This window comes from Mesorhizobium sp. M0208 (assembly GCF_040322015.1).
In the GTDB taxonomy this organism is placed as follows: Bacteria; Pseudomonadota; Alphaproteobacteria; order Rhizobiales; family Rhizobiaceae; genus Mesorhizobium.
The window spans coordinates 1-19227 of record NZ_JAMYSP010000049.1 but is presented as its reverse complement, the minus strand read 5'-3'; the positions used below and the strand labels follow the sequence as shown (position 1 = coordinate 19227).

The 19227-nt window shown below is 63.4% G+C and carries 24 protein-coding genes and 1 pseudogene; 14 read left to right on the top strand and 11 right to left on the bottom strand.

The window, feature by feature from the left end:
* The first annotated feature begins 3 nt into the window (after positions 1–3).
* Both NKJ17_RS30165 and NKJ17_RS30160 read left to right on the top strand, forming a co-directional pair.
* The gene (locus NKJ17_RS30165; RefSeq protein ID WP_352507788.1) at positions 4–774 is read left to right on the top strand and encodes an exodeoxyribonuclease III; all 771 of its coding nucleotides are present in this window, start codon (positions 4–6) and stop codon (positions 772–774) included.
* 66 nt (positions 775–840) lie between these two features.
* A pseudogene (locus NKJ17_RS30160) lies at positions 841–1236 on the top strand (LysR substrate-binding domain-containing protein); the annotation flags it as partial.
* Positions 1237–1562: 326 nt separating this feature from the next.
* Here NKJ17_RS30160 and NKJ17_RS30155 read toward each other — a convergent pair.
* Positions 1563–2114, bottom strand: a complete 552-nt coding sequence (locus NKJ17_RS30155; protein WP_352507786.1) for a DUF4019 domain-containing protein — start codon at positions 2112–2114, stop codon at positions 1563–1565.
* Between the two features lie 211 nt (positions 2115–2325).
* Between NKJ17_RS30155 and NKJ17_RS30150 the strand changes: the two genes are divergently transcribed.
* Both NKJ17_RS30150 and NKJ17_RS30145 read left to right on the top strand, forming a co-directional pair.
* Positions 2326–2853, top strand: a complete 528-nt coding sequence (locus NKJ17_RS30150) for an isochorismatase family protein (RefSeq protein WP_502896258.1) — start codon at positions 2326–2328, stop codon at positions 2851–2853.
* 158 nt (positions 2854–3011) lie between these two features.
* Positions 3012–4634: an ABC-F family ATP-binding cassette domain-containing protein gene (locus tag NKJ17_RS30145; RefSeq protein ID WP_352691415.1), complete on the top strand. Its 1623-nt coding sequence runs from the start codon at positions 3012–3014 to the stop codon at positions 4632–4634.
* A gap of 50 nt (positions 4635–4684) precedes the next feature.
* Here NKJ17_RS30145 and NKJ17_RS30140 read toward each other — a convergent pair whose 3' ends face one another.
* Positions 4685–5116, bottom strand: coding sequence for an SAM-dependent methyltransferase (locus NKJ17_RS30140; RefSeq protein WP_352691413.1), 432 nt, complete (start codon positions 5114–5116; stop codon positions 4685–4687).
* 457 nt (positions 5117–5573) lie between these two features.
* Here NKJ17_RS30140 and NKJ17_RS30135 point away from each other — a divergent pair, with 457 nt between their 5' ends.
* Both NKJ17_RS30135 and NKJ17_RS30130 read left to right on the top strand, forming a co-directional pair.
* Entirely contained in the window at positions 5574–6767 is a 1194-nt protein-coding gene (locus tag NKJ17_RS30135) for a KamA family radical SAM protein (protein WP_502896256.1), read from the top strand.
* Positions 6768–6920: 153 nt separating this feature from the next.
* Entirely contained in the window at positions 6921–7172 is a 252-nt protein-coding gene (locus tag NKJ17_RS30130; protein ID WP_302896853.1) for an exopolysaccharide production repressor protein, read from the top strand.
* A gap of 307 nt (positions 7173–7479) precedes the next feature.
* Here the strand turns inward: NKJ17_RS30130 and yghU are convergent, their stop codons facing one another.
* Complete coding sequence (gene yghU, locus NKJ17_RS30125) at positions 7480–8367, bottom strand: glutathione-dependent disulfide-bond oxidoreductase (protein ID WP_352691410.1); 888 nt, start codon at positions 8365–8367, stop codon at positions 7480–7482.
* Between the two features lie 248 nt (positions 8368–8615).
* Here yghU and NKJ17_RS30120 point away from each other — a divergent pair, with 248 nt between their 5' ends.
* On the top strand, positions 8616–9521 hold the full coding sequence (locus NKJ17_RS30120) for a S1C family serine protease (RefSeq protein WP_254819635.1): 906 nt from the start codon (positions 8616–8618) through the stop codon (positions 9519–9521).
* A gap of 15 nt (positions 9522–9536) precedes the next feature.
* Here the strand turns inward: NKJ17_RS30120 and NKJ17_RS30115 are convergent, their stop codons facing one another.
* From NKJ17_RS30115 to NKJ17_RS30095, 5 genes are all read right to left on the bottom strand, one after another.
* Positions 9537–10148 (bottom strand): hypothetical protein, encoded by a 612-nt coding sequence (locus NKJ17_RS30115; RefSeq protein WP_352691408.1) that lies wholly within the window; start codon positions 10146–10148, stop codon positions 9537–9539.
* 44 nt (positions 10149–10192) lie between these two features.
* Positions 10193–10357, bottom strand: a complete 165-nt coding sequence (locus NKJ17_RS30110) for a hypothetical protein (protein ID WP_023675701.1) — start codon at positions 10355–10357, stop codon at positions 10193–10195.
* Positions 10358–10597: 240 nt separating this feature from the next.
* Entirely contained in the window at positions 10598–10780 is a 183-nt protein-coding gene (locus NKJ17_RS30105; protein WP_352691406.1) for a DUF3606 domain-containing protein, read from the bottom strand.
* 11 nt (positions 10781–10791) lie between these two features.
* A complete protein-coding gene (locus tag NKJ17_RS30100) occupies positions 10792–11100 on the bottom strand; it encodes a hypothetical protein (RefSeq protein ID WP_352691405.1) in 309 nt (102 codons plus the stop codon).
* On the bottom strand, positions 11097–11465 hold the full coding sequence (locus tag NKJ17_RS30095) for a hypothetical protein (protein ID WP_352691403.1): 369 nt from the start codon (positions 11463–11465) through the stop codon (positions 11097–11099). The genes NKJ17_RS30100 and NKJ17_RS30095 overlap by 4 nt, the downstream gene beginning before the upstream one ends.
* 301 nt (positions 11466–11766) lie before the next feature.
* Here NKJ17_RS30095 and NKJ17_RS30090 point away from each other — a divergent pair, with 301 nt between their 5' ends.
* Positions 11767–12726: a prohibitin family protein gene (locus NKJ17_RS30090; RefSeq protein ID WP_352691402.1), complete on the top strand. Its 960-nt coding sequence runs from the start codon at positions 11767–11769 to the stop codon at positions 12724–12726.
* 60 nt (positions 12727–12786) lie between these two features.
* On the opposite strand, the gene NKJ17_RS30085 is transcribed toward NKJ17_RS30090, so the two are convergent.
* Positions 12787–13353: an RBBP9/YdeN family alpha/beta hydrolase gene (locus NKJ17_RS30085; RefSeq protein WP_352691401.1), complete on the bottom strand. Its 567-nt coding sequence runs from the start codon at positions 13351–13353 to the stop codon at positions 12787–12789.
* A gap of 109 nt (positions 13354–13462) precedes the next feature.
* On the opposite strand from NKJ17_RS30085, the gene NKJ17_RS30080 reads away from it, so the two are divergent.
* Positions 13463–13924, top strand: coding sequence for an Lrp/AsnC family transcriptional regulator (locus tag NKJ17_RS30080; RefSeq protein ID WP_352691400.1), 462 nt, complete (start codon positions 13463–13465; stop codon positions 13922–13924).
* A gap of 5 nt (positions 13925–13929) precedes the next feature.
* Here the strand turns inward: NKJ17_RS30080 and NKJ17_RS30075 are convergent, their stop codons facing one another.
* On the bottom strand, positions 13930–14406 hold the full coding sequence (locus NKJ17_RS30075; RefSeq protein WP_352691399.1) for an Lrp/AsnC family transcriptional regulator: 477 nt from the start codon (positions 14404–14406) through the stop codon (positions 13930–13932).
* 156 nt (positions 14407–14562) lie between these two features.
* Between NKJ17_RS30075 and NKJ17_RS30070 the strand changes: the two genes are divergently transcribed.
* Entirely contained in the window at positions 14563–15315 is a 753-nt protein-coding gene (locus NKJ17_RS30070; protein WP_352691398.1) for a tryptophan 2,3-dioxygenase family protein, read from the top strand.
* Positions 15316–15584: 269 nt separating this feature from the next.
* The gene (locus NKJ17_RS30065; RefSeq protein ID WP_254819626.1) at positions 15585–16016 is read left to right on the top strand and encodes a DoxX family protein; all 432 of its coding nucleotides are present in this window, start codon (positions 15585–15587) and stop codon (positions 16014–16016) included.
* Positions 16017–16055: 39 nt separating this feature from the next.
* Here NKJ17_RS30065 and NKJ17_RS30060 read toward each other — a convergent pair whose 3' ends face one another.
* Positions 16056–16361: a hypothetical protein gene (locus NKJ17_RS30060; protein ID WP_023675713.1), complete on the bottom strand. Its 306-nt coding sequence runs from the start codon at positions 16359–16361 to the stop codon at positions 16056–16058.
* 1195 nt (positions 16362–17556) lie between these two features.
* Here NKJ17_RS30060 and NKJ17_RS30050 point away from each other — a divergent pair.
* From NKJ17_RS30050 to NKJ17_RS30040, 3 genes are all read left to right on the top strand, one after another.
* Entirely contained in the window at positions 17557–17964 is a 408-nt protein-coding gene (locus NKJ17_RS30050) for a hypothetical protein (protein WP_352691396.1), read from the top strand.
* A 3-nt stretch (positions 17965–17967) separates the two neighbouring features.
* Entirely contained in the window at positions 17968–18366 is a 399-nt protein-coding gene (locus NKJ17_RS30045) for a hypothetical protein (RefSeq protein WP_352691394.1), read from the top strand.
* A 79-nt stretch (positions 18367–18445) separates the two neighbouring features.
* Positions 18446–18997 (top strand): terminase large subunit domain-containing protein, encoded by a 552-nt coding sequence (locus NKJ17_RS30040; RefSeq protein WP_352691392.1) that lies wholly within the window; start codon positions 18446–18448, stop codon positions 18995–18997.
* Positions 18998–19227 lie beyond the last annotated feature (230 nt).

Genomic DNA, 19227 nt, shown 5'->3' with positions numbered 1-19227 from the left:
CCGATGAAGATCGCCACCTTCAACGTCAACAACATCAACAGCCGGCTGCCGAACCTGCTCGCATGGCTGGCCGCCGCCAAACCCGACATCGCCTGCCTGCAGGAGCTCAAGGCGAGACAGACGCAGTTTCCGCGCACTGCGCTGGCGGCCGCCGGCTACGGCGCGGTTTGGGTCGGGCAGCCGACCTGGAACGGCGTCGCCATCCTTTCGCGTGGCGCAGAACCCGTTCTGACCCGCGAGGCGCTGCCCGGCGACGATAGCGACCAGCAGGCGCGCTACATCGAGGCGGCGGTCAACGGTATCGTCGTCGCCTGCCTCTACGCGCCGAACGGCAACCCGCAGCCCGGCCCGAAATTCCAGTACAAGCTCAACTGGCACGAAAGGCTGGAGGCGCATGCGGCGCAGTTGCTCGACACCGGCCTGCCCGTGGTGCTGGCCGGCGACTACAACATCGTGCCCGAGGCGCGCGACATCTACCCGACCCGCTCCTATGACGACAACGCGCTGGTGCAGCCGGAAAGTCGCGCATCGTTCCAGCGGCTGCTCGACCAGGGCTGGCTTGACGCGCTGCGCAAGAAGTACCCGACGGAGACGCTCTACACATTCTGGGACTATCGCCGCAATCGCTGGCCGCGCGATGCCGGCCTGCGGCTCGACCACATCTTGCTCAGCAAGAAGCTGTCGCGCCGGCTGGTAGCGGCGGGCATCGACCGCGACGTGCGCGGCGAGACCGGCGCCAGCGATCACGCGCCGGTCTGGGTGGAGTTGAAGTGAGGCACGGAGGCTGGCGCCGCCTTTCCGGGCGGCAACCAGTCAGGTTGGCCGCGCCGCTTCGCGGGCGAACGCCTCGGCATGCCGGCAACCCTCGACGATCTCGAAGGCCATCTGATGGTCGGCTTCCGCTCGTCGCGGACCGGCGAGGTCATGCCGCTCGAATTCACCGTCGGCGGCGCGTTGCGCTATGTCAGCCTGCCCAACCGGGTGACGGTCAACGGCTCCGACACGATGGCGGAGCTGGCGCGTCTCGGCTTCGGCCTGGTGCAGGCGCCGCATTACCGCTTCGCCGGGGATTTCGCACGCGACACGCTTGTCGAAGTGCTGCCGGATTACCCGCCGTCGCCGACACCGCTGTCGGCGCTCTACCCACAGAACCGCCAGCTCGCGCCACGGGTACGCCTGTTCATCGACTGGGTGACCGGGATTTTTGGCGAGGATGGGACATCGGGCCGGGTGTGATCGTGCACCGGGGGCCGCCGGCTACTTTGCGAAGGGCCCGTTCCTTCGGGCCCGAGGGACCCCAAGGGGGAATTGAACTGCCCCTCCACTTTCGCCAACCTCCAAACCGCAAGAAGGGCACCATCGTGCGGCTTTAGGACGGGCGCGCCGCCGGCGCCTATGAGCTGACAGGTGGGATTGGATGAGGACAGACGCTGCGATCTCCCCGCGTTCATCATCCTCGGCCGGCAAACTGTAGGAGTTCACCGACATCGTTGCGCTGATCGAAGCGAGGGAAACCGAAAAGCCGATGGTTGCGGAAGGTACAAAAACGGACCGCCTCACCTTCACGATGGAAAATTCGGACAGTTAGCCGACAACTCGGCCCATGCTCGATCCAATTCGAGTTTCGATTGGGTCTTTTCAATGCTTTTCGCGGTAGAGTTGTCGATGAAGTTGCTTTCGACCCGCATGACTCGAAAATTTCCACCTGACGGCCGCTGATAGAGGACAATATAGCCGCAGTAACGATCGATGTTTTCAAACTTCGCCGCTATGTCGACTGCGGCATAGACGCCAGGAAAGGCAGCGTTCTCTGGGTCCTTCAACCACGTGAATTTGAGTAGCCGGCGCTCGCGCACAGCGCCGGCCTGAGAATGAAAATGTTTACTTTGCTCCACGAAGGCGTTCGATGGGATCGAAGCTTTGGCGGTATCAGTTATCATTTCGTATGCCCGCCCATACTCTTGGCTATCGAGCGAAAGGAAATAGCGACCAACCGTTTCCGTTGCATCTCGAACCGCGTCCTCCGAGGGCGTCCACTCTTGCGATTGTGCGGGTAGGATCGCAACCAACACCGAAGTCACGATCGCAAGGAAAGCTACGGCTGCATGTGTCATGGGAATTTCTTCGCAGGAGCTTGCCACGAATGCAATCCGGTCACGGCCGATAGCCGGAATTTCGAACTGACCCACATCCCAATGGCGCGCTATGTTAGCGCCGCTGCAAGCGGATTGTCACATATCTCGAACTCCAGCCACTTGCGGTTGCCCGTGCGCGCCATCGCGGCCCTGATCCTTGATCAGCTCCGCCCTCGTGCTATAAAAAACCATGTCAGGGACCAGCCCCGCGGCCACGGCGCCGCTCATCGTGATCGACCTTCAGACCGGCATGTTCGACGGTGTTGCCGAACCGCCGATCCATGATGCCGACGGCATCGTTGCCCGCACCCGGGCGCTGATCGAATGGGCACGGCGCAGCGGGCGCAAGGTCGCCTTCATCAGGCATGACGGGCCGCAGGGCGATCCACTGGCGCCGGGTGAGCCGGGCTGGCCGGTGTGGCCGGCGCTCGGCCAGGCCGAGGACGAGCCGACGTTCGCCAAGCGTGTCGGCGACGCGTTCAGCAATGCCGCGCTTGCAGAATGGGTGGCCGGGCAGGGCGCCGGCGAGGTCGTTCTGATCGGCGCGCAGACCGATTTCTGCGTGGCGGCCACGGTGAAGGGCACCGTGGTTTCCGACGCCCACAGCACGCTCGACGCGGCCAGCGAGACCGCCGCGGAGATCATCGCCCGGCACAATGCGGCATTTGCCGCCGCCGGGGTCAAGCTGGCGACGACAAAAGCCCTGACCGATAGCTGATCCGCCGGCTCATCCCTACGCCGTCAAAGCCTGATCCAGCCGGGAAGCAACTGGGTTCAGACAATTTGGCGCGGGGCGCCTCACTACTGCGGGCTTCCGCCGGCGCGGCCTATCGCGTATTGGCGCGAGAACTCTCCTTTGGCCTTTCCTGGAAAACCATGATTCGTCTCGAAAGCATCAGCAAGCAGAACGGCCGGCAGATCGTCTTCATCGAAGCCTCCGCCGCGTTGCAGAAGGGCGAGAAGGTCGGGCTGGTCGGGCCTAACGGCGCCGGCAAGACAACGCTGTTTCGCATGATCAACGGCGAGGAGCAGCCTGACGAGGGCCAGGTCTCGGTCGATCGCGGCGTCACCATCGGCTATTTCAGCCAGGATGTCGGCGACATGTCCGGCCGCAGCGCCGTTGCCGAAGTGATGGACGGCGCCGGGCCGGTGAGCGAAGTGGCGGCCGAGATGCGTGAGCTCGAGCACGCGATGGGCGACCCCGATCGCGCCGGTGAAATGGACGAGATCATCGCCCGTTACGGCGAGGCACAGCACCGCTTCGAGGAGCTCGACGGTTACGCGCTGGATGGGCGTGCTCGCGAGGTGCTGGACGGCCTTGGCTTCAGCCAGGAGATGATGGACGGCGACGTCGGCAAGCTGTCCGGCGGCTGGAAAATGCGGGTGGCACTGGCCAGGATCCTTTTGATGCGGCCCGACGCCATGCTGCTCGACGAGCCGAGCAACCATCTCGACCTCGAAAGCCTGATCTGGCTGGAGCAGTTCCTGAAGAACTACGACGGCGCGCTGCTGATGACCTCGCATGACCGCGAGTTCATGAACCGCATCGTCAACAAGGTGGTCGAGATCGATGGTGGCTCGCTGACCGCTTACTCGGGGAATTACGAATTCTACCAGCAGCAGCGGGCGATCGCCGACCGGCAGCAGCAGGCGCAGTTCGAGCGCCAGCAGGCGATGCTGGCCAAGGAGATCGCCTTCATCGAGCGCTTCAAGGCGCGTGCCTCGCATGCCGCGCAGGTGCAGAGCCGGGTGAAGAAGCTGGACAAGATCGACCGGGTCGAGCCGCCCAAGCGCCGCCAGAAAGTGTCGTTCGACTTTCAGCCGGCGCCGCGCTGCGGCGAGGACGTGGTGACGCTGAAGAACGTGCACAAGGGCTATGGCAGCCGCTTGATCTACGCGGGATTGGATTTTCAGGTGCGCCGCCGCGAGCGCTGGTGCGTGATGGGCATCAACGGCGCCGGCAAGTCGACGCTGCTGAAGCTGGTCGCTGGCGCTTCCGAGCCGGACAATGGCACGGTGGCGCGCGGGCCCAGCGTCAAGATGGGCTATTTCGCCCAGCACGCCATGGAAGTGCTGGAGGGCGAGTGCACCGTGTTCCAGACACTGGAAGATGCATTTCCGCAGGCCGGCCAGGCGCCGCTCAGGGCGCTGGCCGGCTGCTTCGGCTTTTCCGGCGACGAGATCGAGAAGAAATGCCGCGTGCTGTCGGGCGGCGAGAAGGCGCGGCTGGTGATGGCGCTGATGCTGTTCGATCCGCCCAATTTGCTGGTGCTGGACGAGCCGACTAACCACCTCGACATCGCCACCAAGGAGATGCTGATCACGGCACTGTCGCAGTACGAGGGAACCATGCTGTTCGTCTCGCATGACCGCCATTTCCTGGCGGCGCTGTCGAACCGGGTGCTGGAACTGACGCCCGAGGGCATCCACACCTATGGCGGCGGCTATACCGAATATGTCGAGCGCACCGGGCAGGAGGCGCCGGGGTTGCGGAGCTGAGGCGCGCACCCAGCTCTGCCGCTCGATTCCGGAGGCTAAGCACGAGCTGTTCAGCCGTGTATCGCAATTTCGCGCAGCGGATCGCCGCCGTCGATGAACAGCCGGCCTTGCGCGGTCAACGCCGCGCCGAGCCGCTGCAGGGCGATTTTTCCTGCTTCGGGATGACGCCCGTCCAGCGCGCCGACGCGCACCGCAACGGCAATGTCGAAGTGCTTCTCGTCGGCCTCCAACTCGAAATCCTCGATGGCGACCTGGCGAAGGCTCAGCCGGCCTGCCGCAATCTCGGCGCGCGAAGCGGCCCCGGCCTGCGCGATGGCCTTGGCCGAGCGGTCGATCGCCAGCACGTGCCCGCCGCCGATCCGGCGCGCGATCTCGCGCGCTGCAGCACCCGGCCCGCAGCCGATCTCCAGCACTCGCATGCCCTGCCGCAAGGGCAGCGCATTGACAATCTCCAACAGCCTTGGCGACAAGTCGTTCGCCATACGCTGTTCTCCAGCTTTTTCGCAATCCGAGATTAGCGACCGCGGCCGGCGACGGGAAGGCCGAGAGACGCGGGCATCGCCGATGTGTTCAGCTGGTATGTTCAGTTGGGTGCTGCTTGAGCAGGGGGCATGATCGACATCGAAGAGGTCGACGATCCGGTCTCAGCCGCGGGCGACCGGGCGGACCCCGAGCGGCCCGGCGTCGTTGACCTGAGGGGTAGGGAGGGACTGGCGCCGAGCCTAACCGGTTGGGGGGTAGATGACCGGCCGTTTATGTGTATACGCTCAAGCTAATATGAGCGCAAGCTAATGTTGTGTCTCAGCGCTGTTGGACGATTGTGCCGATCAGTGGCCGGTTGTGGCTTCCTGCCGCGCCCTCCAACCCGGCCAACACCGCTTATTGTCTTCAAGTCCTGGCTCCAATGCTGTACCCCGGCCGAAATTGAAGGAGCCTGCAATGACCTCACATCCCGACATCCCCGACGCCAGCATGGCGGTCGATGCGGCCGGCATGACAGCCGATGACCGGCGCGCTCGCGAAGCGGATGCCGCATGGCGGGACGATGTTCGCGTCGGCGTGCGGCATGTAGGCGATCTGGATTCGCTGCCGCTGTCGCCAGCCGAGCGGGCGGCGGCCGAAGCTGCGGCCACGCGCCACAAGGTTCGCATCCCCAAGGCCTATCTCGACCTGATCGACTGGAACGACCCCGCCGATCCGATACGGCTTCAGGTCATCCCGTCGCCCGACGAGCTGGCAGAGCAGGAGGGCGAGCTCGACGACCCGATCGCCGACCACGCCTTCAGTCCGGTGCCGAGATTGACGCATCGCCATGCCGACCGGGTTCTGCTGTTCCCGACCTATCAATGCGCCGTCTATTGCCGGTTCTGCTTTCGCAAGGAGCAGCTGACCTCGATCGGCCGCGGCTATACGCGCGAAGCTCTCGACGAGGCCTTCGCCTATATCGCGGCCCATCCGCAAATCCGCGAGGTGATCCTGACCGGCGGCGACCCGCTGTCGCTGCCGGACAAGGCGCTGGCGGAAATCCGCGCCCGTCTCGAGGCGATCCAGCACGTGCGGCTGTTGCGCATCCACACTCGCGTACCCGTCGCGCTGCCGTCGCGCGTCACCGGCCGGTTGGTTCAAGCCTTGCAGGGCCGGCTGATGGTCACTGTCGTCACCCATTTCAACCATCCACGCGAAATCACGGAGGCGACCGAGCGGGCCTGCCGTACTTTAAGGCAGGGCGGCTTCGTGCTGCTGAACCAGAGCGTTCTGCTGAAAGGCGTGAACGATACGGTCGAGGTGTTGGAAGAGCTGTGCCGCGAGCTGATGTATCGCCTTGGCGTCAAACCCTATTACCTGCACCACGGCGACCTCGTGCGCGGAATGGCGCACCGGCGCACCACGATCGCCGAGGGCCAGGCGCTGGTCAGCGCCTTGCGTGCGCGCCTGTCCGGCATCTGCAATCCCGTCTACGTGCTGGACCTGCCGGACGGCGGAGGGAAAGTCCCGCTCGGCCAGTCCTATCTCGAGGCGTGCGAAGGGGAGACGTGGCGAATACGTGGGCTTGATGGGGTTGTGAGGGGTTATGGAGAGCTGGTCGGGGAGGAGGGACGCGCAGCCGCCGTCCAAGCCAGCCCACCTTGGTGACCTGACACACAGCCCTTGATCACGGAAGCATGCGTTAACTGCTGTTCTATTTGGTGGTTGCGCAATTGCCAAAATAGTGAAAACGTTGCTCCGGGGTAATGGGTTAGGGGAGTTCGTCCCGGCTGTTGCGAGTTACGGGGCGGCGCAAAAGTCATGAACTTTCCACGGTTCCTGGTGGGGCTGACCACCATATCGTCCATCGTGGCGATCTCGACTTACCTTGCGACGGGTTCAATCTGGAAGACGCTGGCCTGGACGATCTTGACCTTGATCGTCATGCAGGTTGGATATTTCCTGTTCGTCGTCCGGTTGATCTACGGATCCGGGGCGAAAAGCGCGGAGGTAAAGCCGCGGCGTCTGAGGGCAGTGCCGCCGAACCGTCGAGGTCGCGTTCAGCTTATGTAGTAATGTCCCATATAGATATGATGGTCTAGACAGGACATGTTCGGTTCTGGGAATGTGCATTGGACGTTCCGCTAGTTTAGTCAACTAATATATATCGCCCAACTCATATGGTCGTTTTTGAGCTAGCGGGAAAACCTGCCTGCTGCTTGTACGACCGTGCCCAACGCCACATTTTACAACCGGCTGGCAAGCTCCCTTTTTCCCTTTTGTTGATGCCGGCTGTGGATGGCGGCGGTAGAGACGGCCTGAGCAGTCGGCCGAAGCTGCCGATCTCCCCTACAAGGCGAGAGATCGGCGCGTCGTCGGCTTAGCTTTTGGCCGCCGCGAGCTTGTCTTGCGTCTTGGTCTCGAAATCGCTGGCATCATGGCGCTCGTGCAGTTGCATCGAAGGCTCGCCGAAGGTGCGGTTGACCATGCGGCCGCGCTTGACCGCCGGCCGCGCGTCGATGGCGTCGGCCCAACGCTGCACGTTCTTGTACTGCTCCACCTCCAGGAACTCGCCGGAATCGTTATACATGCGGCCCTTGGCCAGCCCGCCGTACCAGGGCCACACCGCAATGTCGGCAATCGTATAGTGGCTGCCGCCTAAATACTCGCTTTCAGCGAGGCGTCGGTCGAGCACGTCCATCTGCCGCTTGGTTTCCATGGCGAAGCGGTCGATGGCATATTCGATCTTCGTTGGCGCATAGACATAGAAATGGCCGAAGCCGCCACCGAGATAGGGTGCCGAGCCCACCTGCCAGAATAGCCATGACAGGGTCTCAGCGCGAGCCGGCTGCTCCGTCGGCAGGAATTCGCCGAATTTTTCGGCGAGGTAGAGCAGGATCGAGCCGGATTCGAAGATGCGGACCGGCTTTTTCCCACTGCGATCCATCATGGCCGGGATCTTCGAGTTCGGGTTGACCTCGACGAAGCCGCTGCCGAACTGGTCGCCGTCGTTGATCCTGATAAGCCAGGCGTCGTATTCGGCGCCGCTGTGGCCGAGCGCCAGAAGTTCCTCCAGCATGATCGTCACCTTGACGCCGTTCGGTGTCGCCAGCGAATAAAGCTGCAGCGGATGCTTGCCGACCGGCAGTTTCTTGTCGTGCGTCGGGCCGGCGATCGGCCGATTGATGCTGGCGAAAGCGCCGCCATTTGCCTTGTTCCAGGTCCAGACTTTCGGCGGCGTGTATTGGTCCGTTGCGTAGTCGTTCATTTGGCAGGCCTTTGGAAGGGTTGGGTTGGAAGGATATCAGATATCAACGTGGGTAGTGGCGGAGGAACTTTGCATAGGGCAGCTTGGGATAGCCGTAGGTACAGATAGGGCTGCCGGCGCTGTTGCAAAACCCGGCGCAAACGGCGCGGCGCCGGTCCACGCCAAAGCCGGCGCCACCTCTTGCGCCTGATCACCTGCGCCATACCTATAGCCCATATCAGCCTGCGAACATTGCCAGGAACCAAAGCATGAATATCGAACCCCTTTTGCGATCCATCGTGGCCGTCCGCGCCACCGTGCCGGAGGACGCCTTCACGGCAAATACACTTGGCACCCGCCGCGAGGGCAGTGGCGTGGTCATCCGCGGCGACGGGCTGGTACTCACCATCGGCTATCTCATCACCGAGGCCGAGGAGGTCTGGCTGGCCGACCAGGACGGGCGCGTGGTTCCCGCCCATGCGCTCGCCTACGACCAGGAGTCGGGCTTCGGCCTGGTGCAGGCGCTGGCGCCGCTCGGGCTGCCCGCCATTGCGCTCGGCGACGCGTCCAGGGCGAAGATCGGCGATCCCGTCGTGCTCTCCGACGGCGTCGGCCGCTCCGTGCGGGCGCGAATCGTCACCAAGCAGGAATTCGCCGGCTATTGGGAATATCTGCTCGACGAGGCGATCTTCACGGCGCCGGCTCACCCTTCATGGGGCGGCGCCGGCCTCATCGGCGCGGATGGCAGGCTGCTCGGCATCGGTTCGCTGCGCCTGCAGATGAGCCGCAACGGCGAGGTCGCCGACATCAACATGGTGGTGCCGATCGATCTTCTGCCGCCCATCCTCGACGATCTGCTGACGCGCGGGCAGGTCGCCAAGCCGCCGCGGCCGTGGCTCGGCGCCTTCTCGGCGGAGAGCGACGGCAAGGTCGTGGTGATGAGCGTCGCCGAGGGCGGTCCAGCCGCCCAGGCGGGCCTTCGCCAAGGCGATGTCATCTCGGATGTCCGCGACACGGCGGTCGATGGGCTTGCCGATTTTTATCGCAAGCTTTGGAACAGCGGCCCGGCGGGCGCCGAGATCCCGCTCCGGGTGCTGCGCGACGGCCGCGAAACCTGGCTGCGCGTCAAGTCCGCCGATCGCAACAGTCTGCTGTGGAAGCCGCCGCTGCAGTGAGGCAACCGAAACCTCTCACTCTCCGCAAGCGCTGAAGCCAGTGCCCGGAGCCCATTCCGCAAATGGGATGACCTTGCCTTCGACCGATACGGTCGCTTGCCTGGTGCTGCCGTCCGCCAACTTCTTGCTGCTTTTGCCCTTGCCGGTCAGCACATTGTAGTCGCAGTCGCCGGCAACATTGTCGTCCATGTAATCCCAATATTCATAGGCAAAACCGGCGACGACGAACGTGCCGTTGCGCCAGGCGAGCGTCAGCGTCTTGTTGGTCCGCTCGCTGCCGATCTCCATCGCCGGAACATAGAGCTTGATCGAGCCGTTGGGGAGCGCAGTGAGTTCGGGCTCGGTGTCGGATGTGGCGGGGCCCGGCCGCTCGTAATCCTTCCATTCGCCGTAAATCTGTTCATGCACGACCCCGGCAGGTCTGAGAAAATTACCGTCGCGGTCCCTGAGGAACAAATGCAGATCCATGGGATGGCCGGGCTCGGTCTCGACGATCATCGCCAGATCGGCGGCACCGTCGCCGTTCCAATCGCCGGTCGCCGCGGTGATGATCTTCTGCGTCTTGATCGGTTCTGCCAGTGCGGCCGCCGGCAGCAGCAGGACCAGACCGAATATTGTCGACCGCATGTGAAATCCTCTTCGCCTGGACAGGCCTGAGACGCACGCGCTTCTCAGGAGGCCCGGCTCTGCCGCGTCTCGGAACGGCTCGTCTCGTTGAGCAGCCGGCAGAGCGAAACCGCTTCACGACGGCTCAGGCCGATCAGCGCGATTTCCGAAAATTGCGCCGGCAGATCGTGAACGATGTCCCACACCATCCAACGGCCGTTCGGCTCCATGACACATTCATAGCGCAATAATTGTTCCTGCATCCGACCCCCGGCTTTGCTCACCGGACTGGTACAGCGTCGAGGTAAATGAGTTGTTGCGCGGCGAGAGTATTCCGCGGCTGTCAAAACCAGGCGTTGAATCCCCACAGGGCGAACCCGACAGGTCACGGCTGACGGTGCCAATACTCTCGACAAGGCGGCAGGGCAGGGACGCTTCCGGCGTGAACGGCGGCCGCCGCCAGAGTTGGATCAGGCGTTGCGGCTCGCCATATGCGCGTCGAGCTTCCTCCTCGAGGGGCCGTAACGCTTGATGATGGTCGCGGCCTCGCTTTGCGGTATGCCGAATTTGCGGGCAAAGGCAGCGACCTCGTATGGCTCTTCGCCGGAAACCAGTTTGCGATCCTGCTTGGTCTTGGATTTGTCGTCGGCCATGGTGTCCTCCATCACATCTGGTCGTTATAGGGCTGCTTGGTCCGGCCGACCATCCTTGCCAGTTCGGCAAAGGGCGGTACGCCGGTTTCCCCCTGGGCATTGTTGGCCGCCTGCAGCAGCCTGAGCGGAAAACAGACGGCGTCGCGGTTGGATGGCGACATGTCTTCATAGAGACGTTCGTCGCTGGTCATCGCCGCCTCGGCCTGGCGCAACGCCATGTCGACCTCGTCGACCGACAGCAGGCCCTTGTGGACCAGCGCATTGTTGACGGCCGCGATCGCCATCATCAATCCTTCGAGCTGGAGATTGGCGACGTTCATCGTTTTGGATCCTCGCCGGGCTTCTTGGCGGTGGCCTTGTCGTCTGGCCGGATCGCTGCGCGCGGCGGGTTCCGGCCCTCCGAATGCCGGGTCTTGTCGTCGAAATCGTCAGCCGGCCTGGTCAATCCCATGCCGCCGGGAGGCGGCTTGTTGCCGGCCGCATCCTGCGAAAATTGGTCGGCCGCGTCGGGGCTCATCTTTGCCGGATATTTCCTTGCTCCGGTCTCGTAGCGGTTCGGGTCGTCGGCCATGTCCTGTGCTCCCGTTGCAATGAGCAGATAACTTTCATGCGGCGGCAGCGGTTCCGTGGCGAAATCGACGTTGCCGGTGCGCAAGCCGTCGCAATCTGTCGGGTTTTCGTGCATCCTTGTGCATGCCAACGATGCTTCGCTCCGACGCGCCGGCAAAATGCTGCTCCTACTGCGGTGGGCGCGACCACGACTACGAGGATTGCCCGAAGCGCAAAAGCGATGCCGAACGGCAGAAGGAGATGCCAGCCAACGCGTCCCAGCCCGCTGCCGCGGCTGCAGGGGAAATCCGCTAGCCAGCCTGAACCATTCCGCCGGTCCGCCAGGCCGGCGCGAAGATCCTTCCATGTCGAGAGGATTGCAATGCCGCCACTATTGTGGGCAAAAGCAGCACGGGCAATCGGGTTGGGGTGGGGTAATGACCGAAACGCAAGGCAATTCAGGCCGTCCGCAGGGCAAGCCGGGGACGGCGTCGGGGTCGATCGGTTGCGGCCTGGTCGCACTCCTCATCGTGGCGCTCGGCATCTTTGCGCTGTTTGGATCCTGGTACACGATCGACCAGGGCGACCGCGGCGTGCTCTTGACCAACGGGGCGCTGAGTTCGGTCGTCGATCCCGGACTGCATTTCAAGCTGCCATGGTTGCAGCGCGTCGAGAAGATCAGCCTGCGCCAGCAGGTGCTCAAATGGGGCTGCGAGAACCAGAACGATTGCAGCGGCCTGCCGGCCATGCAGGCCTATTCGCGCGACCAGCAGCCGGCCGACATGCGCGTCACCGTCAACTTCCACGTGCCGGCCGCCGAAGTCAGCAACGTCTACACCAATTACGGATCGATCGAGGCACTGGCCGACCGTGTCATTGCCAGGAAAGCACCGCAGGAGATCAAGACCGTGTTCGGCCAGTACGACGCGGTGTCGGTTATCCAGAACCGGGCGAAGTTCAACAAGGACGTCGCTGACGCCATCGCGGCGGTAACCGACGGCCCGGTGATGATAGACAGCGTGCAGGTCGAGAACATCGACTTCTCCGACGCCTACGAGCAGGCGGTCGAAGCCAGGATGACGGCGCAGGTCGAGGTGCAGAAGCAGGAACAGAACCTGCAGCAGGAAAAGATCAAGGCCGATATCGCCGTCACCCAGGCCAAGGGCCGCGCCGACAGCGTCAAGGCCGAAGCCGAGGCCAGCGCCTACAAGACCAGGGTCGAAGGCGATGCGACCGCGGGCGCCATCAAGGCTCGCGCCGCCGCAATCGCCAACAATCCGCTGCTGGTCGAACTGACCAAGGCGGAGAGATGGAACGGCGAATTGCCGAAGTCGATGATCCCGGGTTCGACTGTGCCGTTCCTGGAGCTCAGCACGCCTGCCGCAGCATCGAACTGAGGCGCGGCGCCGCGGCGCAAACCAGATCAGGACGGCGGCGCGGTAGCCGTCCCATTGCGGTCACGGCTGAAGCACGGCGCCTCGGGCGCTTGCTTGCGTTCGCCCGAGAAAAGCCGTCAGCAGCTCCATTCCCACCGGCCAGTCGCCGAGCCCGCTGTCGCCATTGATGTGGCCAAGCGGCCCGGCGATATGGAGATCGCTGCCCCAGCGCTCGGATTTCGCCCTGACATAGTCCAGCGAGCCGTAGGGATCGTTGGTGCTGGCGACAATCAGCGACGGAAAGCGAAGCCGTTGTTGCGGCGCGTCGGCGAAGGCCCGGGCGGAGGAGGGGAAGGCCGGCGACGCAGGGTCCGGAACGGTGACCAGCAACGCGCCGCCGATAGAGCGGGGGGAGATCAGCTGCCAGTGTACGACCAGCAGACAGCCGAGGCTATGGGCGACGAGCACCGGCGGTGTCGATGCCTGGTATACAGCGGTTTCCAGTGCTGCCACCCAGTCGTCGAAATCCGGCGCATCCCAACTCGCCGGACTGAACCGCCGCATCGCCGGGCTCGCCTGCTGCCAATGCGTCTGCCAATGGGCTTTGCCCGATCCGCCGATGCCCGGCACAATGATGAAATCGGTCATGCGAAGCCCTTCTTTCCTGATGCCGCGCACAATTCTAGGTCTTTCCCCGGGCAGCGGAATGAGAGATCATCGGAAAGCAGCGACGAAATCCGATGGATTAAAGGCGAACATGCGGAACGGCGATTATCGGCCAAGGCTCGATCCCACCGATCTGGCGATCATTGAAATCATGCAGGAGGATGGCCGCATCGGCATCTCCGAGCTTGGCCGCCGCGTCGGACTGTCCCAGCCCGCCACCTCGGAACGGGTGAAGCGGCTGGAGGAGCGCGGGGTCATCACCGGTTACAAGGCGGCAGCGCTCGGGCTCGGCACCATGGCGGTCATCCGCCTGCGCACCACGCATGAGCATATCCAGGCCTGCCTGAAGAAGTTCGCCCAATTGCCGGAGGTGGTCGAGGTGCTGCGGGTGACCGGTGAGGATTGTTTTCTGGTCAAGGTCGTGGTCCCGTCACCGCCCGACCTTGAAAGCATCGTCGACAGCATCGGCCGGTACGGCACGGTGACGACAAATGTGGTTCTGCGCGCCGAGCAACCGAAGCGGCTGGGCCGCGAATTGATGACCAGAGCCTGACCGGTCTATCGCTCGGTCTGTGCATGCCCGACGGCATTGGCGAACGAGATGCCGCCCTTGATCTCGCGCATCGCCATCGAGGTGATCGTGCGCCGCACGCCGGGCAGCCGGCTGAGCTCCTCGCGCAGCATCCTGTCGAGCGCCATCATGTCGACGGTGACGATCTGCAGGAGATAGTCGGCCTCGCCAGTCGTGGCGTGGCAGCGGCGGATCAGCGGATGCTGTTTGACCGCCGCCTCGAAGGCGTCCGACAGTTCGAAATCGATCGACACCTGGATGAAGGCTTCGATGCCGAAGCCGAGCTTGGCCGGGTCGATCCGGGTCGAGTAGCCGCGGATGACGCCGGCATCCTCCAGCGCCTTGACCCGCTTCCAGCACGGCGTCTTGCTCAAGCCGACCTCGTCGGCGAGCGCGGCAAAGGAGGTGCGGGCATCGCGTTCGAGCGCCGCGACGATCTTCCGGTCGACCGCATCCAGCATCATTCGTTCTTTCTGTCTGCTTCAGAAGCAGCTTTCGTCCTTCATTTCTCGCCAATCGAATAACAGAAAGGGACAATGTTCGGCAAGAAAGCGATTAGACTCGGGGACCGGGATCCAACAAACGCCTGCGGCCCAACGGCCGCGGCAAGGAGCATGGCCATGGACAAGCAGGACTATTATGCCCGCATCGAAACGCCTGAGATGCGCGACTATGGCGTCTACCTCAAATGCGACAGGCTGCTGGCCTGCCAGAAGCCGCTGGCCGAGATGGTGAATGCCGACGAGTTGCAGTTCCAGATCGTGCACCAGGTCGAGGAGCTGTGGATGAAGCTCATCGCCTACACGCTGGTCGACGTCGTCGATTTCCTGGAAAAGCAGGACACGCATCGCATCGTCACGCTGATGGGACGCGTGCACCGGCTGATGCGGCTGATGACGGCGCAGCTCGACCTGCTCGAAACCATGTCGCCCAAGGAGTACCAGCAGATCCGGCTGCAACTCGGCAATGGCAGCGGTCAGGAATCGCCGGGTTTCAAGCAGCTGTTGCGTCTGCCGCCGGATCTGTGGCGGGCCTTCAAGACGTCATACCTCGACGGCCGCGGCCTCTCGGTCGAGGATGTCTACGATACCGGCTACGATCACGGCGACAGCTATGTCGTTGCCGAAGCGCTGGTCGAGTTCGACGAGCTGTTCCAGAAATTCCGCGCCAACCACCTCTATCTCATCCACCGCACGATCGGCCTCGGCGCGAAATCGCTGAAGGGCAGGCCGGTCGAATTGCTGGAGGCCGGCGCCCGCCACCGCTTCTTCCCGGAACTGTGGGACATACGCTGGGCGATGACCGACCGCTGGGGCAGCCAGCATGGAACCGTACGGGAGCCGATCAGCCAGCCGAAGGTGAATTTAGGGTAGTTCCAGGCTCGGGTTCTTCGCCCGCGCGAAGCGGCGGAGAGAGGGCCGCGAAGCGGCCGGAGAGGGGCCTTTTCTTTGCTGGCGCGGTCCCCCTCTCCGTCGCGGCTTCGCCGCGCCACCTCTCCCCCATGAATGGGGCGAGGAACCTGGTCTTGCGAGGCCTTCTCCCCGCGCACTTGTCTCCTGCAGGTTTTTCGGGGGATGATGTCGGGCTTGCGGCTGGTGGTGCGTCCTTGGGGCACAACCATCGTAACTCTTGGGAGGAGGTCGTGACCTTGGAAACCGCTCAATCAACCGTCCAGTCGCCGTGGCAGACCGCGGCAATCCTCATCGCCCGCCTGATCTTCGCAGCCGTCTTCCTGATGGCCGTGATCTTCAAATTCGTCGATATCGGCGCCACCGCCGGCTATATCGCGGCGGCCGGGTTTCCATTCCCGCTCTTCCTGGCCTGGTGCGCAGCCCTGCTTGAGGTCGTCCTCGTTCTATGCTTCCTGACTGGCGCCTTCTTCTCATGGGCAGCACTCGTCGCCGGCGCCTATGTGCTGTTCCTGGGCTTCGCCTTCCACGGGCCGTCGCACTGGGCCGGCAACCAGGCGGAGTTCGGCTTCTTCGTCGATCACTTCACCTTCCTGGCCGGGCTGCTGTTTGCCGCCGTGCACGGGCCGGGCCGCGTCCTGGCGCTGAGGCTTGGCAGGGGATGATGCCAAAGCTTGCTGCGGCGGTCATCCTCGATCGCCGCTTCACATCTGGTCGTTGTAAGGTTCCTTGATCTGACCAACCATGCGCGCCAGTTTCGAGAAGGACGGCATGTCCGTCTCCGGCTGACACTGATTGGCCAACTCCAGCAGTCGGATCGGGAAGTTGACGGCGTCGCGGCTCGACGCCGACATGCCCTCGGACCTTTCCTCGTTGGTCTCGCTGGCTTCGGCCTTGCGCAATGCGATATCTATCTCCTCGACGGAGAGCACGCCCTTGCGGACCAGGACCTGATTGATCGATGCGATGGCCATAAGCAGGCCTTCGAGTTGCAGATTGGCGACGTTCATGATTTTTGCTCCCATTGGCTAAGGGTCAAACGCGCGAATGCCTGTTCTGATCCGGACGGTGGCGTCTCGCCGGACATTCCAGTGTGCTTCGCCAATCGGCTACTCTGCGTTTTTTCGCGTCTCAGGTGAATTTTGTTCTTGCTTTGTGCCGGCAGCTATGCTACTAATGTGGGTATGGTGCTAATTGGCTCCAACGACCCGCCCGCCGAGGCGGGTTTTTTGTTTCAGGCTTCTTTTTCGATCAGACGTTACGTGAGCTGGCTATGAAGTCGGCGGGACAGCGTCCCCCCTCTGTCCTGCCGGACATCTCCCCCTCTAGTGGGGAGATTGGCTGTCATTGCCGCTTTCGCCAATTTTGTAGGTGCAAAAAGGCGCTGCCGCCAAAGCTGCCGATCTCCCCCCTCGTGGGGGAGATGTCCGGCAGGACAGAGGGGGGCGCGAAGGAACGCAAGCTTGCCGGCTGACAGCCGAGGCACCGAGGGAAGTTCCCATTTTTTGCCGCCGATGGCACATTTTGTTCTTGCTTTGTGCCGGCAGCTATGCTACTGATCTGAGTATGGTGCTAATTGGCTCCAACGACCCGCCCGCCGAGGCGGGTTTTTTGTTTCAGGCTCCCTTTCGACCAAACGTTACGTGATCTGCCGGCTGTGAAGTGGGCGGACGCAGCGAGGCGCTGGAACTGCCGATCTCCCCACTAGAGGGGGAGATGTCCGGCAGGACAGAGGGGGCGCGAATGAACACAACCTTGGCGACCGTTTCTTGAGCACAACCTCGCGGCGGGCAAAGGAAATCGCTTTTTTTCCACCGTGCCACATTTTGTTCTTGCTTTGTGCCGGCAGCTATGCTACTAATCTGCGTATGGTGCTAATTGGCTCCAACGACCCGCCCGCCGAGGCGGGTTTTTTGTTTCAGGCTTTATCTTTCGATCGAATGATGTGCGTGCTGCCGGCTGTGAAGTTGGCGGGACAGCGCCCCCCTCTGTCCTGCCGGACATCTCCCCCTCTAGTGGGGAGATTGGCAGCTTGGGCGACAGCACCTTTTTTGCATCCTACAAAATTGGCGAAAGCGGTGATGACAGCCAATCTCCCTCCTTGTGGGGGAGATGTCCGGCAGGACAGAGGGGGGCGCGACGGAACGCGACCTCGAGGATCCTCAAATTAGCGCGCCGCCGTGCGCCCATCCCAGGAAAAGCACCATGTCCAACCGTTACGCCACCATCATCATCGACGATGACGGCCGAGAGGTCGTCAGCGCTATTGGCGAGTTCGCCGGCACCGCACCCTATGCACGCCATGGCCGCTTCGAGCAGGTTGTCGTCGGCGTGCGGATCGGCATGGTGCGCGGCGGCCCCGGCGACGCGGTCGGCGGTTTCGGCTTCCCGTTGGGAGCACTCGACGGCAAGGCGGCGGCAATTCTAAGGGCAAGGCTGAATGCGTTGCCCGACGCCGGTACGTTGCGGCCTGGCACGACGACCGATGCGAAATCGGCAAGCCAGCCGCCGAAGCCGAAGTCGGCGCGCGCCGCCAAGAAAGCGAAGCCGCGCAAGCGTATCGTGCGGCCAGGCAACAAGAAGCCGGCGATCTCCGCCGGGACGGCGGAGTAGGGCATGGCCAAAGCTCCTTCCGCCGGCGATCCGCAGCCGCACGATCAAGCACCCGGCAAGCAGACCAGGCGGGCGAAGAAGACGCTGGCCGACGGCTTTCTCGAAGCGATCCGCGCCGATTTCCGCGCCCATGGCGCCGGCGTCATCGCCGAGGTGCGCGCCGAAAAACCCGACCAGTATCTGAAGCTCGTGCTGTCGGTGCTGCCGAAGGATCTTAGTGTCAACATCAACAATCTGGATGCATTGAGCGATGACGAAATCAGGCAGCGCATCCGCGGCCTCGAGGCCGTCCTCAGGCCGTTCCTCGAAAGACCACGCCCCGCAAAAGGCCTCGCACAGCCGGGCGGCAAGGAAGGAATACCTCAGCCTGCTGGCGGAGCTCGACCGGAGGCGCCGCACTAACCAGCTTGCCGCCTATCGGCCCTATCCCCGACAGGCCGAATTCCACGCCGCCGGCGCGACCAATCGCGAGCGTCTGTTCATGGCCGGCAACCAGCTCGGCAAGACGAGGGCGGGCGGCGCCGAGTGGGCGATGCACCTCACCGGCCGCTATCCCGACTGGTGGCAAGGCAAGGTTTTCGATTGTCCGGTTCGGATGTGGGCGGCCGGCGTCACCGGCGAAAGCACGCGCGACAACCCGCAGCGCATCCTGATCGGCCCGCCGCAGCAGCAGGCGGCCTGGGGCACCGGCATGATCCCGGCCGACGCGATCCTCAGCACGATGGCGGGGCGGGCGCCGGGCGCGCTCGACAGCGTCGTGGTGCGCTGGGGCGGCGGTGGCGACGTCCAGGCCGACGAATCGGTGCTGTCGTTCAAGAGCTACGAGAAGGGCCGCGAAAAATGGCAGGGCGAAACGCTGCACGGCGTCTGGTTCGACGAGGAGCCGCCGCTCGACATCTATTCCGAAGGGCTGACCCGCACCAACGCCACCGGCGGCATCACCATCGTCACCTTCACGCCGCTGCTCGGCATGTCGGACGTGGTGCTGCTGTTTTTGTCCGCGGAGCAGGTGGGAGGGATGGGGAGGGGATGACAGGGCTGCGAAATCGCGCAACTCGCGTTCCTTCGCGCCCCCCTCTGTCCTGCCGGACATCTCCCCCTCTAGTGGGGAGATTGGATGTCGCATTGGCTTTCGCCAATCTCCAATGCTTGCGGATAAGCGAGACGCTGAAGCTGCCATCTCCCCCCTGTTTGGACCGGGGACATCGCGAACAGCTGTGCGAGGACATCGCGAACAGTTTGCCATCCTATCGTTGGCTTGCA

Bases quoted from the DNA above. Each gene is read 5' to 3' on its own strand.
- NKJ17_RS30165 (WP_352507788.1), top strand. From the start codon at position 4: ATGAAGATCGCCACCTTCAACGTCAACAACATCAACAGCCGGCTGCCG.
- NKJ17_RS30155 (WP_352507786.1), bottom strand. From the start codon at position 2,114: ATGACACATGCAGCCGTAGCTTTCCTTGCGATCGTGACTTCGGTGTTG.
- NKJ17_RS30150 (WP_502896258.1), top strand. From the start codon at position 2,326: ATGTCAGGGACCAGCCCCGCGGCCACGGCGCCGCTCATCGTGATCGAC.
- NKJ17_RS30145 (WP_352691415.1), top strand. From the start codon at position 3,012: ATGATTCGTCTCGAAAGCATCAGCAAGCAGAACGGCCGGCAGATCGTC.
- NKJ17_RS30140 (WP_352691413.1), bottom strand. From the start codon at position 5,116: ATGGCGAACGACTTGTCGCCAAGGCTGTTGGAGATTGTCAATGCGCTG.
- NKJ17_RS30135 (WP_502896256.1), top strand. From the start codon at position 5,574: ATGACCTCACATCCCGACATCCCCGACGCCAGCATGGCGGTCGATGCG.
- NKJ17_RS30130 (WP_302896853.1), top strand. From the start codon at position 6,921: ATGAACTTTCCACGGTTCCTGGTGGGGCTGACCACCATATCGTCCATC.
- yghU (WP_352691410.1), bottom strand. From the start codon at position 8,367: ATGAACGACTACGCAACGGACCAATACACGCCGCCGAAAGTCTGGACC.
- NKJ17_RS30120 (WP_254819635.1), top strand. From the start codon at position 8,616: ATGAATATCGAACCCCTTTTGCGATCCATCGTGGCCGTCCGCGCCACC.
- NKJ17_RS30115 (WP_352691408.1), bottom strand. From the start codon at position 10,148: ATGCGGTCGACAATATTCGGTCTGGTCCTGCTGCTGCCGGCGGCCGCA.
- NKJ17_RS30110 (WP_023675701.1), bottom strand. From the start codon at position 10,357: ATGGAGCCGAACGGCCGTTGGATGGTGTGGGACATCGTTCACGATCTG.
- NKJ17_RS30105 (WP_352691406.1), bottom strand. From the start codon at position 10,780: ATGGCCGACGACAAATCCAAGACCAAGCAGGATCGCAAACTGGTTTCC.
- NKJ17_RS30100 (WP_352691405.1), bottom strand. From the start codon at position 11,100: ATGAACGTCGCCAATCTCCAGCTCGAAGGATTGATGATGGCGATCGCG.
- NKJ17_RS30095 (WP_352691403.1), bottom strand. From the start codon at position 11,465: ATGCACGAAAACCCGACAGATTGCGACGGCTTGCGCACCGGCAACGTC.
- NKJ17_RS30090 (WP_352691402.1), top strand. From the start codon at position 11,767: ATGACCGAAACGCAAGGCAATTCAGGCCGTCCGCAGGGCAAGCCGGGG.
- NKJ17_RS30085 (WP_352691401.1), bottom strand. From the start codon at position 13,353: ATGACCGATTTCATCATTGTGCCGGGCATCGGCGGATCGGGCAAAGCC.
- NKJ17_RS30080 (WP_352691400.1), top strand. From the start codon at position 13,463: ATGCGGAACGGCGATTATCGGCCAAGGCTCGATCCCACCGATCTGGCG.
- NKJ17_RS30075 (WP_352691399.1), bottom strand. From the start codon at position 14,406: ATGATGCTGGATGCGGTCGACCGGAAGATCGTCGCGGCGCTCGAACGC.
- NKJ17_RS30070 (WP_352691398.1), top strand. From the start codon at position 14,563: ATGGACAAGCAGGACTATTATGCCCGCATCGAAACGCCTGAGATGCGC.
- NKJ17_RS30060 (WP_023675713.1), bottom strand. From the start codon at position 16,361: ATGAACGTCGCCAATCTGCAACTCGAAGGCCTGCTTATGGCCATCGCA.
- NKJ17_RS30050 (WP_352691396.1), top strand. From the start codon at position 17,557: ATGTCCAACCGTTACGCCACCATCATCATCGACGATGACGGCCGAGAG.
- NKJ17_RS30045 (WP_352691394.1), top strand. From the start codon at position 17,968: ATGGCCAAAGCTCCTTCCGCCGGCGATCCGCAGCCGCACGATCAAGCA.
- NKJ17_RS30040 (WP_352691392.1), top strand. From the start codon at position 18,446: ATGGCCGGCAACCAGCTCGGCAAGACGAGGGCGGGCGGCGCCGAGTGG.